8 protein-coding genes are annotated in these 13,318 nt (G+C 64.3%); all 8 read right to left on the bottom strand.

Annotated elements, in window-relative coordinates; all coding sequences use genetic code 11:
* Nucleotides 1–129: 129 nt before the first annotated feature.
* On the bottom strand, nt 130–1,596 hold the full coding sequence (locus tag B552_RS0121220; protein WP_019451066.1) for a glutamate synthase subunit beta: 1,467 nt from the start codon (nt 1,594–1,596) through the stop codon (nt 130–132).
* Nucleotides 1,597–1,707: 111 nt separating this feature from the next.
* Nucleotides 1,708–6,375: a glutamate synthase-related protein gene (locus tag B552_RS0121215; protein WP_237718306.1), complete on the bottom strand. Its 4,668-nt coding sequence runs from the start codon at nt 6,373–6,375 to the stop codon at nt 1,708–1,710.
* A 368-nt stretch (nt 6,376–6,743) separates the two neighbouring features.
* Entirely contained in the window at nt 6,744–7,487 is a 744-nt protein-coding gene (locus B552_RS0121210; protein WP_019451064.1) for a transposase, read from the bottom strand.
* Nucleotides 7,488–7,551: 64 nt separating this feature from the next.
* A complete protein-coding gene (locus B552_RS0121205; protein ID WP_019451063.1) occupies nt 7,552–8,688 on the bottom strand; it encodes a deoxyguanosinetriphosphate triphosphohydrolase in 1,137 nt (378 codons plus the stop codon).
* Between the two features lie 66 nt (nt 8,689–8,754).
* Complete coding sequence (aroB, locus tag B552_RS0121200) at nt 8,755–9,861, bottom strand: 3-dehydroquinate synthase (RefSeq protein WP_019451062.1); 1,107 nt, start codon at nt 9,859–9,861, stop codon at nt 8,755–8,757.
* A complete protein-coding gene (locus B552_RS0121195; protein WP_051003604.1) occupies nt 9,858–10,415 on the bottom strand; it encodes a shikimate kinase in 558 nt (185 codons plus the stop codon). Before B552_RS0121195 ends, aroB begins: the two co-directional genes overlap by 4 nt.
* Before the next feature lie 255 nt (nt 10,416–10,670).
* Nucleotides 10,671–12,800, bottom strand: coding sequence for a type IV pilus secretin PilQ (locus B552_RS0121190; protein WP_019451060.1), 2,130 nt, complete (start codon nt 12,798–12,800; stop codon nt 10,671–10,673).
* Nucleotides 12,797–13,309 (bottom strand): pilus assembly protein PilP, encoded by a 513-nt coding sequence (locus B552_RS0121185; RefSeq protein ID WP_019451059.1) that lies wholly within the window; start codon nt 13,307–13,309, stop codon nt 12,797–12,799. Before B552_RS0121185 ends, B552_RS0121190 begins: the two co-directional genes overlap by 4 nt.
* Between the last annotated feature and the right edge of the window lie 9 nt (nt 13,310–13,318).

Genomic DNA, 13,318 nt, shown 5'->3' with positions numbered 1-13,318 from the left:
TTCATTCCATCTCTCCCGCAAAGCGGGAGAGGGGCTGGGGGAGAGGGCCAGCGATGAATGCGCAACCCACAAACAAAAACCCCCGCAAGCTCATCGCCTGCGGGGGTTTTTGCTGAAGCCTGAACCAGCTTAGCGCGGCAGGTTCGAATGGCCCATCAGGAACGCGTCCACCGAGCGGGCTGCCTGGCGGCCTTCGCGGATGGCCCAGACCACGAGCGACTGCCCGCGGCGCACGTCACCGGCGGCGAACACCTTCGGCACGTTGGTGTAGTACGCGCGATCGCCTTCGGTCGAGGCCTTGGCGTTCTTGCGTGCATCGGTGTCCACGCCGAATGCGTCGAGCACCGAGCCCACCGGATTGGTGAAGCCCATGGCCAGCAGCACGAGGTCGGCCTGCAGCACGAATTCGCTGCCCGGCACTTCCTGCATCCGGCCGTCCTTCCACTCCACGCGGCAGGCCTTCAGTGCCTTGACCTTGCCGTTCTCGCCGGTCAGTTCCTTGGTGGCCACCGACCAATCGCGCGAGCAGCCTTCGTCGTGCGATGACGAAGTGCGCATCTTGATCGGCCAGTACGGCCACACCAGCGGCTTGTTCTCTTCTTCCGGCGGCTGCGGCAGCAGTTCGAACTGCGTCACCGAAGCGGCGCCGTGACGGTTGGACGTACCCACGCAGTCCGAACCCGTATCGCCACCGCCGATCACGATCACGTGCTTGCCTTCGGCACGGATTTCGTTGACGCCATCGCCCGCCACTTCCTTGTTCTGCGGGATCAGGAATTCCAGCGCGTAGTGCACGCCGGCCAGGTCACGGCCCGGCACGGGCAGGTCGCGCGGCACTTCGGAGCCGCCAGCCAGCACCACGGCGTCGAACTGGTCCATCAGCGCCTGCGCGGAAACCGTTTCGCGGGCGTAGTTCTTGATGCCGGCCGGCAGCTTGTCGCCATCGGTCACCATCACGCCAGCGCGGAACGTCACGCCCTCGGCCTGCATCTGCTCGATGCGGCGGTCGATCAGGCCCTTCTCCATCTTGAAGTCGGGGATGCCGTAGCGCAGCAGGCCGCCGATGCGGTCGTTCTTTTCGAACACGGTCACGTCATGACCGGCGCGCGCCAGTTGCTGCGCAGCGGCCAGGCCCGCCGGACCCGAACCGATCACGGCCACGGTCTTGCCGGTCTTGTGCGCCGGCACCTGCGGCTCGACCCAGCCCTCTTCCCAGGCCTTGTCGATGATCGCGTGCTCGATCGACTTGATGCCCACCGGCAGTTCGTTGATGCCGAGCGTGCAGGCGGCCTCGCACGGTGCCGGGCAGATACGGCCCGTGAACTCGGGGAAGTTGTTGGTCTGGTGCAGGACTTCGATCGCCGACTTCCAGTCCTGGCGATACACGAGGTCGTTGAAGTCCGGAATGATGTTGTTGACCGGGCAGCCGTTGTTGCAGAACGGGATACCGCAGTCCATGCAGCGCGCACCCTGGATCTTCGCTTCGCTGTCCGACAGCGCGAACACGAATTCCTTGTAGTGCTTCACGCGCTTGACTACGGGTTCGTAGCCTTCGTTCTGGCGCGCAAATTCGAGAAAGCCAGTCGCCTTACCCATGTTGCATCCTTGGTCTTGCTTGGCGCGAGGCGGCCGGGCCGGCCTCGCGTGGGGTCAGAATCTTGTTGGCGCCGCACCGTGGGTACGGCGCCATCTCGTGGAGCTGCCTGATCAGGCGGCCACTGCTTCGCGATCGCTGTCGCGGGCGGCCTGTTCCTTCGCGTACATCTCGCCCAGCGCGCGCTTGTACTCGGTCGGGAAGACCTTGACGAACTTGCGGCGTGCCGTGGTCCAGTCGGCCAGCAGCGCCTTGGCGCGCTCCGAACCGGTGTAGCGGAAGTGCTGCTCGATCAGGTTGCGCAGGATCACTTCGTCAACCTGGCGCGTGCCGCCGGACTTGTGCCACTGCGCCTTGGGCTGGCCCTTCTCCTGGTCGGCCGCCGCGAGCACGGCTTCCAGCGCCACCATCGAGGTGTTGCAGCGCTTGTCGAACAGGCCGTCCTCGTCATAGACGTAGGCCACGCCGCCCGACATGCCGGCCGCGAAGTTGCGACCCGTGCCGCCCAGCACCACCACGGTACCGCCGGTCATGTATTCGCAACCGTGGTCGCCCGTGCCCTCCACCACTGCCGTGGCGCCCGAGTTACGCACCGCGAAACGCTCGCCGGCCACGCCGTTGAAGAATGCTTCACCGGCGATGGCACCGTACAGCACCGTGTTGCCGACGATGATGTTGCGCGTCGGATCGCCACGGAACTCGTGCGGAGCGCGCACGATCACGCGGCCGCCCGACAGGCCCTTGCCCACGTAGTCGTTGGCGTCGCCAACCAGATCCACCGTGATGCCATGGGCCAGGAACGCGGCGAACGACTGGCCAGCCGTACCCTGGAACTGGACGTGGATCGTGTCGTCAGGCAGGCCTTCATGGCCGTACTGGCGGGCCACCACGCCGGACAGCATCGCGCCAACCGTACGGTTCACGTTCTTCACCGGCTGGATGAACGACACGCGCTCACCCTTGTCGATGGCCGGACGGGCCTTGGTGATCAGCACATGATCGAGCGCCTTGCCAGCTTCCGCCGACAGGCCGTGATCCTGCACGTCGGTGTGATAGCGCGGCACATCGGCCGGGAACGGTGCCTGGTAGAAGATGCGGCCGAAGTCCAGGCCGCGCGCCTTCCAGTGCTCAATGCCGGCACGCGTGTCGAGCAGGTCGGCACGACCGATCAGTTCGTCGAACGTGCGGATACCCAGTTGGGCCATGATCTCGCGTGCTTCTTCCGCAACGAAGAAGAAGAAGTTCACGACGTGCTCGGGCTTGCCCTGGAATTTCTTGCGCAGCGCCGGGTCCTGCGTGGCCACGCCCACCGGGCAGGTGTTCAGGTGGCACTTGCGCATCATGATGCAGCCTTCGGCAACCAGCGGCGCGGTAGCGAAACCGAACTCGTCGGCGCCCAGCAGCGCGCCGATCACGACGTCGCGGCCGGTCTTCATCTGGCCGTCTGCCTGCACGCGGATGCGGTTGCGCAGGCCGTTCAGCATCAGCGTCTGCTGCGTTTCGGCCAGGCCCAGTTCCCACGGCGTGCCAGCGTGCTTGATCGACGACCACGGCGACGCGCCAGTGCCGCCGTCATGACCGGCGATCACGACGTGGTCGGCCTTGGCCTTGGCCACGCCAGCGGCCACGGTGCCCACGCCCACTTCGGACACGAGCTTGACCGAGATGTCCGACACCGGGTTCACGTTCTTCAGGTCATGGATCAGCTGTGCCAGATCCTCGATCGAGTAGATGTCGTGGTGCGGCGGCGGCGAGATCAGGCCGACGCCCGGCACCGAGTAACGCAGCTTGCCGATGTAATCCGACACCTTGTGGCCCGGCAGCTGACCGCCTTCACCAGGCTTGGCGCCCTGGGCCATCTTGATCTGAATCTGGTCAGCCGATGCCAGGTACTCGGCGGTCACGCCGAAACGGCCCGACGCCACCTGCTTGATCTTCGAGCGCAGCGAGTCGCCGGCCTGGAGTTCCAGGTCGCGTTCGATCACGTGGTCGCCCAGCAGGCCCTTGAGCGTGTCGCCCTGCTTGATGGGGATGCCGCGCAGTTCGTTGCGGTAGCGCTTCTCGTCCTCGCCGCCTTCGCCGGTGTTCGACTTGCCGCCGATGCGGTTCATCGCCAGGGCCAGCGTGGTGTGGGCTTCGGTCGAGATCGAACCGAGCGACATGGCGCCGGTGGCAAAACGCTTGACGATGTCCTTGGCCGACTCCACTTCTTCCAGCGGAATCGCGCGGGCCGGGTCGACCTTGAACTCGAACAGGCCGCGCAGCGTCATGTGACGGCGGCTCTGGTCGTTGATGATGTTCGCGTATTCCTTGTACGTCTGGTACTGGCCCTTGCCGTCGTCGGCACGCACCGAGTGCTGCAGCTTGGCGATCGAGTCCGGGGTCCACATGTGTTCTTCGCCGCGGATACGGAATGCGTATTCGCCGCCGGCGTCGAGCATGCTTTCCAGCACGGGGTTGTTGCCGAACGCGTCGCGATGCAGGCGCAGTGCTTCCTCGGCCACCTCGAAGATGCCGATGCCTTCGACGTTCGACGGCGTGCCGTGGAAGTACTTCTGGACCAGTTCGCGCGACAGGCCGATCGCCTCGAAAATCTGGGCGCCCGTGTACGACATGTACGTGGAGATGCCCATCTTCGACATCACCTTGTGCAGGCCCTTGCCGATTGCCTTGACGAAGTTCTTGACGGCCTTCTCCGGCGACAGGTCGCCCGACAGACCCGTGGCCATGTCGGCCAGCGTTTCCATTGCCAGGTACGGGTGCACGGCCTCGGCGCCGTAGCCGGCCAGCAGCGCGAAGTGGTGCACTTCACGGGCCGAGCCGGTTTCCACGACCAGGCCGGCGGACGTGCGCAGGCCCTTCTCCACCAGATGGTGGTGAATGGCCGACGTGGCCAGCAGCGCGGGAATGGCCACCTGGCCTTCGTCCACGCGACGGTCCGTCACGATCAGGATGTTGTAGCCCGAACGCACGGCGTCCACGGCTTCCGCGCACAGCGAGGCCAGGCGCGCTTCGATGCCTTCCTTGCCCCAGGCGGTCGGGTAGCAGATGTTCAGTTCGTACGAACGGAACTTGCCGCCGGTGTAGTGCTCGATGTTGCGGATCTTGGCGATGTCCTTGAAGTCCAGCACAGGCTGTGACACTTCCAGGCGCATCGGCGGGTTGATGTTGTTCAGCTCGAGCAGGTTCGGCTTCGGGCCGATGAACGACACCAGCGACATCACCATGTTCTCGCGGATCGGATCGATCGGCGGGTTCGTCACCTGGGCGAACAGCTGCTTGAAGTAGTGGTACAGCGTCTTGTTTTTGGACGACAGCACGGCCAGCGGCGAGTCGTTGCCCATCGAGCCGGTGGCTTCCTCGCCGGCCAGCGCCATCGGGGCCATCAGGAACTTGACGTCTTCCTGCGTGTAGCCGAAGGCCTGCTGGCGGTCCAGCAGCGGCGACAGCGGCTTCTGCTCGGCGGCCACGTCCTCGGGCTTGGCGTCGAGTTCGTCCAGCTTGATGCGCACCGCGTCGATCCAGCTCTTGTACGGCTTGGCGTTGGCCAGGTTGTCCTTGAGTTCCTTGTCGTCGATGATGCGGCCCTGCTCCATGTCGATCAGGAACATCTTGCCCGGCTGCAGGCGCCACTTCTGGACGATGCGCGACTCGGGGAACGGCAGCACGCCGGCTTCCGAGGCCAGCACGACGAAGTCGTCTTCGGTCACGTAGAAACGGGCCGGACGCAGGCCGTTACGGTCCAGCGTGGCACCGATCTGGCGGCCGTCGGTGAAGCAGATCGCAGCGGGGCCGTCCCACGGCTCCATCATCGCGGCGTGGTATTCGTAGAAGGCACGACGGTTGTCGTCCATCAGCGTGTGCTGCTCCCAGGCTTCCGGGATCATCATCATCATCGCGTGGACGAGCGGGTAACCGGCCATCGTCAGCAGTTCGAGGCAGTTGTCGAACGATGCCGTATCCGACTGGCCCGGATAGATCAGCGGCCAGAGCTTGGGCAGGTCGTCACCAAGCACGGGCGACGAGATCGCGCCGGTACGCGCGTTGACCCAGTTCACGTTGCCCTTGACCGTGTTGATTTCGCCGTTGTGGGCGACCATGCGGTACGGGTGGGCCAGTTCCCAGGCCGGGAACGTGTTGGTCGAGAAGCGCTGGTGCACCAGGGCCAGGGCCGACACGGCGCGGGCGTCCAGCAGATCCAGGTAGTACTCGCCAACCTGGTTGGCCAGCAGCAGGCCCTTGTACACGACAGTACGGGCCGACATCGACGGCACGAAGTATTCCTTGCCGTGCTTGAGCTTGAGCGCCTGGATTGCGTGGCTTGCGGTTTTGCGGATCACGTAGAGCTTACGTTCCAGCGCGTCCGTGGTCATGATGTCGCGGCCGCGACCGATGAAGATCTGGCGGATCACCGGCTCGGTCTTGCGCACGGTCGGGGACATCGGCATTTTCGTGTCCACCGGCACATCGCGCCAGCCCAGCACGACCTGGCCTTCCAGGCGCACGGTGCGTTCAAGTTCCTGCTCGCAGGCCAGGCGCGACGCGTGTTCCTTCGGCAGGAAGATCATGCCGACGCCGTATTCGCCGGCGGGCGGCAGCTTCACGCCCTGGCTGGCCATTTCCTCGCGGTAGAACTGGTCCGGAATCTGGATCAGGATACCGGCGCCATCGCCCATCAGCGCGTCCGCGCCGACTGCACCCCGGTGGTCGAGGTTCTCCAGGATCTTCAGACCCTGCGAGATGATTTCGTGGGACTTCTTGCCCTTGATGTGCGCCACCATGCCGACGCCGCAGGCGTCATGCTCGTTGGACGGGTCATAGAGGCCCTGGGCCTGCGGGCGGGCGGCGAGATCGGAGGATTGTTGCGAGTGGTCCACGGGCTGAATTCCGGTGAAGGCTGCGCAGCCAGCAAGGCAGACCGAACGGGGTGGCTGTTGCAGGGGCGCCTCTTTGGCGGGCGTGGCAGACAGCGGGACCGCAGCGGCGTACACGAGCGTGACGCGCCGCACAATGACTGTGGGTGGAGCAACTATAAAAGAATCGTCTGATCCCTTGCAAAAATTTTAAATGGGGTCAGAACACATTAAATTTCGCACCGCTTCTGATCACAAATTAATTGGGGACACATTAAGTTTGGTGCACCAAATCCTCATATTGGTGCATTGGCGGAATCGATGGCTTCACCCTTAAGATCGTCCTCTGGCTCCACAGCCTTTCGGGGGCGCCCCTTCGGCAGCGGATGGACACGACGGGGAGCATGGCGTTCCAGTTGCGCAAGGAAGGCGTCGCTGCCAAGCGGCCATCCGCTGTGTGCGTGCTTCTGCAGTGTCGCCAGCGTCTTGCCCGACAACCCTTCAAGCGTCAGCGCCCGGAAGTTCGACTGACGTTCGAACGGCGTATTGCCAAGGTCCCAGTAGGCAGAGTGATCACTTACAAGCGGGCTTGCCTCGATGCCCACGTGATGACGGTAGCTGCTCCATCGATCGGCCTCCGGCGTCATGGCATCGCCCGCGCGCACGGCGTTGGATTCGACATAGAGCATTGCCGGCAGTAGCCAGGTATCGGGTTCGATCACTGCCGAACGGAAGCGTCCTTCCCAGAGCGTGCCGGTGCGGCCTGCCACGCGGTTGAAATGCCGCGCATAGCGGCGGCCCACCGCCTGCATCGTCAGGCTCAGGGAGTCAGACTCTTTGGGCGTGGCAATCAGGTGGATATGGTTCGGGCGCAGCGCATAGGCGTGAATTGCCAGGTCATGCTCGCGCGCGGCCATGCGCAGGCAGTCCAGGTAGTGGAGATAGTCGTCGGGGCCCAGAAATACGGGCTGGCGGTTGTTGCCGCGTTGCAACACCATGGCCGGCAGGCCGGCGGGAGAGAAGCGGGGAAGGCGGGCCATCGGGCATCCTGCGTAAGCGATGCCCGCAATGATACGCTGATCTGTCCCCGTTTATTGGCGCGGGTCAGCTCGTCTCGCTGACCGCGAAGATCCGGCGGTGCTCGCGGATCGCATAACGGTCGGTCATGCCGGCGATGTAATGCGCGATCAGGCGTGGCTGCTCCCCGCCGTGGCCCGCCTGGTACTGCGGCGGCAGCAGCCGCGAATCCTGCATGAATGCGCTGAACAGGTCGGAGATGATCCGCTGGGCCTTGGCCGACATCCGCATTACCAGGTAATGCCGGTACAGATGGCGGAACAGGAAGCGCTTGAGCGCCGCGGCTTCCTCGTGCACCTTGGGACTGAACGACACCAGCGGCCCGGCTGCGCGCACTGCTTCGATCGACTTCGGGTTGGCGGCAACGATATTGCGGCTGGTGGTCTCTATCAGGTCGACGATCAGCGTGTTGATCATGCGCCTGACCGTCTCGTTGATCGCCCGGCGGCCGTTGATGCCCGGGAACACATCATTCACCTCGGCCCGATGGCGACCCCACATCGGCACTTCGTCGAGCTGATCGAGCGTCAGCAGCCCGGAACGCAGGCCGTCATCGATATCGTGATTGTTGTAGGCGATCTCATCGGCAAGGTTTGCCAGCTGGGCTTCGAGCGAGGGCTGCGTACCCTCCAGGAAGCGCCGGCCCAGTTCCCCGAGCGCCGCGGCGTTGACGCGCGAACAGTGCTTGAGAATGCCTTCCCTTGTCTCGAAGGTCAGGTTCAGGCCATTGAAGCCGCCGTAGCGCTCCTCGAGTTCGTCGACCACCAGCAGGCTCTGCAGGTTGTGCTCGAAGCCGCCGTGGTTCTTCATGCAGGCGTTGAGCGCGTCCTGCCCGGCGTGGCCGAACGGCGTATGGCCGAGGTCATGCGCGAGCGAGATTGCCTCGACCAGATCCTCGTTGAGCCGCAGGTTGCGTGCGATCGAGCGCGCGATCTGTGCGACTTCAAGACTGTGGGTCAGCCGCGTGCGGAACAGGTCGCCCTCGTGGTTCACAAAGACCTGGGTCTTGTACTCCAGGCGCCGGAACGCCGTACTGTGAATCACACGATCACGGTCGCGCTGGAATTCGCTGCGTGAAGACGAGGCCGGCTCGGCATGCACGCGCCCGCGCGTGCGCGCGGAGCGGGCGGCATACGGCGCCAGATGGGCTTCAAGGTCGGTCATTTGGGCGGTCATGCGGCAATCCGTTGTTCCGTTGCAGGTTCAGGGTTGCGAGGCATAACCGATCGCTCAGGCGACCGACGCCTCGGTGGGAGGTTTCAATACCGCGTGGCGCAGCGTGTCACGCAGATCGGCATCCGGCACGGTGGTAATGAACGCGGAGCCGAGCTTGCGCAGCAGGATGTACTTGACGCTGCCCGCCTCGGCCTTCTTGTCCACCTTCATCAGTTCGATATAGCGGTCGATGCCCAGATCCGGCGCCACCACTGGCAGCATCGCCGCCTGCGTCAGTTCGCGGATGCGCGCGCGGGTTTCCGCATCGATAAATCCAAGCCGGTGCGAAAGGTCAGCAGCCATCACCATGCCGCAGCCCACGGCCTCGCCGTGCAGCCATTCGCCGTAGCCCATGCCGGCTTCGATCGCGTGCCCGAACGTGTGACCGAAGTTCAGAATCGCACGCAGGCCACCCTCGCGCTCGTCCTGGGCCACCACAGCAGCCTTGATCTCGCACGAACGCCGCACCGCTTCGGCCATCAGGCCGGTATCGCAGGCGTTCAGCTTGCCGATATGGTCCTCGATCCACGTAAAGTAATCGGCATCGGCAATGGCGCCATGCTTGATCACTTCGGCCAGGCCGGCGGCCAGTTCACGCGGCGGCAGCGTGCGCAGCGTGTCGATATCGGCGATCACCGCATTGGGCTGATGAAACGCCCCGATCATGTTCTTGCCAAGCGGATGGTTGATGCCGGTCTTGCCGCCCACCGAGGAATCGACCTGCGCCAGCAGCGTGGTCGGCATCTGTACGAACGGCACGCCACGCATGTAGCAGGCGGCGGCAAACCCGGTCATGTCGCCTACCACACCGCCACCGAGCGCAACCAGCGTGGTCTTGCGGTCGGCGCCGGCCTGCAGCAGCGCGTCAAAGATCAGGTTCAGCGTTTCCCAATGCTTGAAGCGCTCGCCGTCCGGCAGCACCACGGTGCGCACCGACTTGCCCAGGCTGGCCAGCGTGGCCTCCACGCGCGCCGCATACAGCGGGCCAACCGTTTCGTTCGTGACAATGACGGCGTGCTGGCCACGCACATGCGGCGCCAGCAGTTCGGCGCGGTCCAGCAGGCCGCCGCCGATGTGAATCGGATAACTGCGCGTTCCGAGATCGACTTCCAGGGTGATCATGGTTGGGTGTCCTGCGCCGGCGGCTCTGCTTCCGCGGCATCCGGGGCGATTTCCGCGGGCGAACACACAAAGCCGGCCATTTCAAGTTGCATGAGAACCATATTAGCAAGCTGCGCCACGGTCGGCTTGCCGGTTTCGATAATGAAGTCCGCCACCTCGCGATAGAGCGGATCACGCTCGGCGTAGAGGGCCTCGAGGCGCCCCTTGGGGTCCTCGGTCTGCAGCAGCGGGCGGTTGCGGTCGTGCCGCGTGCGCAGCCACAGGTCATGCGGGCTGGCGCGCAGGTAGACGACGGTGCCGTTGGCCTTGAGCGCGGCGCGATTCTCCTCGCGCAGGACCGCGCCACCGCCGGTAGCCAGCACAATCCCGCTCCTCGACGTCAGATCTGCAATCACCTGGGCCTCGCGATCGCGGAAACCCGCCTCGCCTTCGTGCTCGAAGATCACCGGAATACGGACGCCGCATCGCGCCTCAAGCTCATGATCCGAATCGAAGAACGGATAGTTGAGGCGCCGGGCCACGGTGCGGCCGACGGTGGTCTTGCCGGCGCCCATCAGGCCAACAAAGAAGAGATTCGGGCGATTGGCTGTCACTGGACTGAGGTCTTGCACGATACGGCGGCGAGCGTCTGCACCGGCCCGGGCCACCTGAGGTGATTCATGCGCCATTACGCATGCATCCCGGGGTTTCGGACCCGACTGGTCGTCAGCGACGCCAACGATGCCGCCAAATAGAAAAAGGCCGCGTCGTTTTGCGACGCGGCCTGCCAGTCTACTGCATCCGGGGCCCCTGCTGCACCCGGCTGGCCGTTATTTGAGCGATACGTTGTCGTTCAGGATACGTGGCGTCAGGAACACAAGCAGCTCGGTCCGGTTGTTGACCTTGGCGGTGTTCTTGAACAGGTTGCCCAGCCAGGGGATGTCACCGAGCCAGGGCACCTTGTTCACGTTGTTGGTCTCTTCCTGGCTGTAGATACCGCCGATGACCACGGTGCCGCCGTTCTCCACCAGCACCTGCGTCTGCACGTGCTTGGTGTCGATGGCGAAGCCGTTGGTCGTCTGGATGCCGACGCTGTCCTTGTTCACGTCGACGTCCAGCAGCACGTTGCCTTCCGGCGTGATCTGCGGCGTCACTTCAAGCTTCAGGTTGGCCTTGCGGAACTGCACCGAGGTTGCGCCGCTGGACGTGGCTGACTGGTACGGCAGTTCCGTACCCTGTTCGATCAACGCCTTGATGTTGTTGGCCGTCACCACACGCGGGCTGGAGATGATCTTGCCCTTGCCATCGGCTTCCAGCGCGGACAGTTCCAGGTCCAGGAAGCGGCCGGCGCCGGCGTTGAAGATACTGAATGCCGCCGTTGCCGGGTTCGCGCCGTTGATGACCGCTGCCGGCAGGCTCAGCGCCGGGGTGTTGTCGTTCGTGGCGTTCGGCAGCGAGTTCGCGTAGTTGCTGCTCAGCGAACTACCGGCACGCGGCAGTGCAAAGCCGAGCTTCACACCGAGGTTGCGGCTGAACGTATCGCTGGCCTCGACGATGCGCGCCTCGATGATCACCTGGCGCACCGGAATGTCGATCTTCTGCAGGAAAGTCTGGATTTCCTCGAGCTTGGTGGAGATATCGGACACGAAGAGCTGGTTGGTACGCGGATCGGCCGTCAGCGAGCCACGCTTGGACAGCATGCGCGTGGCCCCCATCGTGCCAGCCGCACCGCCCACCGGCATCGGCATCGCGGCACCCGCACCGCCCGCGCCTGCGGCCAGCCCCAGCAGCATGCGGCGTACGTCGTCGGCGCGCTGGTAGTTAAGCTGGAACACCTGGCTGCGGATCGGCTCAAGCTCGTTGATCTGCTGCTGCGCTTCAAGCTCGAGCTTCTCCTTGGTGGCAAGCTCGGCCTTGGGCGCAACCCACAGCACATTGCCATTGCGGCGCGAAGCCAGGCCCTTCGAGTCCATCACGATCTGCAGCGCCTGATCCCACGGCACATCCTTCAGGCGCAGCGTCAGGTTGCCCTGCACGGTGTCGCTCGTGATGATGTTCAGGTTCGTGAAATCGGCAAACACCTGCAGCAGCGAGCGGATGTCGATGTTCTGGAAGTTCAGCGACAGCCGTTCCCCACGGTAGCCCTGACCGGCAATCAGCTTGTTCGGGTCATCCTTGACCTGGCGCACCTCCACCACGAACTGGTTGTCCGTCTGGTACGAGCTGTACTCCCAGTTGCCGCGCGGCTCGATCGTCAGGCGGGCGCTGCCGTTGGTGTCGCTGGCGCGCATGCTCTGGACCGCGGTGCCGAAATCGGTGACATCGAAGCGGCGGCGCAGGTCCGCCGGCAGCGAGGTACCCATGAAATCGACCACAAGGTTCTGGCCCTGCTGCGCGATATTGATGCCGGAATCGCGCGACGACAGGTCCACCACCACACGACCCGCGCCATCGCCACCGCGCCGGAAATCGATGTTGCGGATCGACGGCCGGTTCGCGGCCATGGCCACGGGCGTCATTGCAGCCGGCGCAAACGTCGGCGCGGCCGCGGTGGCGGCCTGCTGAACGTTATCCAGCAGCACCACGAACTGGTTACCGCGCATCTCCGTGCGGTACGTGGCCGTGCGGGTCAGGTTCAGCACGACACGCGTGCGGTCCCCGATCTGCATCACGTTTGCGCTCTTCAACAGCTTGCCGCCGTAGTCATACTGCGCGCGTCCCGCCGCGAAGCCGGTATCGAAGAAGTCGATCGCGATCTTCGCCGGATTCTGCGTGGTGAAGTCCGCCGGCTTCTGCGCCAGGGGGCCCTGCAGATCGATCGTGAAGACGGTCTGTTCGCCAACTACGTTGGCTTCCATCTGCTTGACCTGGTTGTTTTGCGCCAGAGCGGCCGGAGAGGCCAGCACCAGCACCATTGCTGCCGCGCCCGCAAGCGCCTTGACCCAACGTGCCGTGATCATGCCGATGCCTCCAGCTTCAGGCTGGTCATTTTCTCTTTCCACTCTGAGACCCCTTCCCGAACCAATTCGCGCAACACGATCTCCTGATCGGTGATGCGGATCACCCGGCCGTAGTTCTGGCCGAGATACTGACCCACCTTAACGTGATGGATCTTGTTATCTACGCGTACGACACCGTAGGTCTCGCCGTTTTTCTTCAGCATGCCGAGCATCTTGAAGTTCTCCAGCGGAAAATCCTCAAGCGGCTCATGTCGCCGTCCGGCCTCCGGCGACTCCGACATCGTCTTGTTCAACTCGCCGATCTTCGTCTGTGCGAAGGGTTCCGGCGACTTGGCTCCAGCGTACTCACGCGGCACATAGGGCTTGACCTCGGGCAGCGGATCGGGCGGCGGCGCCTTTGCCGTGCGGGTCTGCGTCATCCATTGCTGCAGGCTCTGGTCTTCGCTGGGGCCACAACCGGCCAGGACGACAACGGCCAGCGCCGCAGCGGCCAGCGTGTGCAGGGCCATGGGGGGGCG

Origin of the sequence: Cupriavidus sp. BIS7 (assembly GCF_000292345.1) — a bacterium.
In the GTDB taxonomy this organism is placed as follows: Bacteria; Pseudomonadota; Gammaproteobacteria; order Burkholderiales; family Burkholderiaceae; genus Cupriavidus.
The sequence above is the reverse complement of the archived record's forward strand: the minus strand, read 5'-3'. Positions and strand labels throughout refer to the sequence as shown.

Excerpts from the sequence above, each read along its gene's own strand:
- B552_RS0121185 (WP_019451059.1), bottom strand. The coding sequence starts at position 13,309 with ATGGCCCTGCACACGCTGGCCGCTGCGGCGCTGGCCGTTGTCGTCCTG.
- B552_RS0121215 (WP_237718306.1), bottom strand. The coding sequence starts at position 6,375 with ATGGTGGCGCACATCAAGGGCAAGAAGTCCCACGAAATCATCTCGCAG.
- B552_RS0121205 (WP_019451063.1), bottom strand. The coding sequence starts at position 8,688 with ATGACCGACCTTGAAGCCCATCTGGCGCCGTATGCCGCCCGCTCCGCG.
- B552_RS0121210 (WP_019451064.1), bottom strand. The coding sequence starts at position 7,487 with ATGGCCCGCCTTCCCCGCTTCTCTCCCGCCGGCCTGCCGGCCATGGTG.
- B552_RS0121220 (WP_019451066.1), bottom strand. The coding sequence starts at position 1,596 with ATGGGTAAGGCGACTGGCTTTCTCGAATTTGCGCGCCAGAACGAAGGC.
- B552_RS0121195 (WP_051003604.1), bottom strand. The coding sequence starts at position 10,415 with ATGGGCGCCGGCAAGACCACCGTCGGCCGCACCGTGGCCCGGCGCCTC.
- aroB (WP_019451062.1), bottom strand. The coding sequence starts at position 9,861 with ATGATCACCCTGGAAGTCGATCTCGGAACGCGCAGTTATCCGATTCAC.
- B552_RS0121190 (WP_019451060.1), bottom strand. The coding sequence starts at position 12,800 with ATGATCACGGCACGTTGGGTCAAGGCGCTTGCGGGCGCGGCAGCAATG.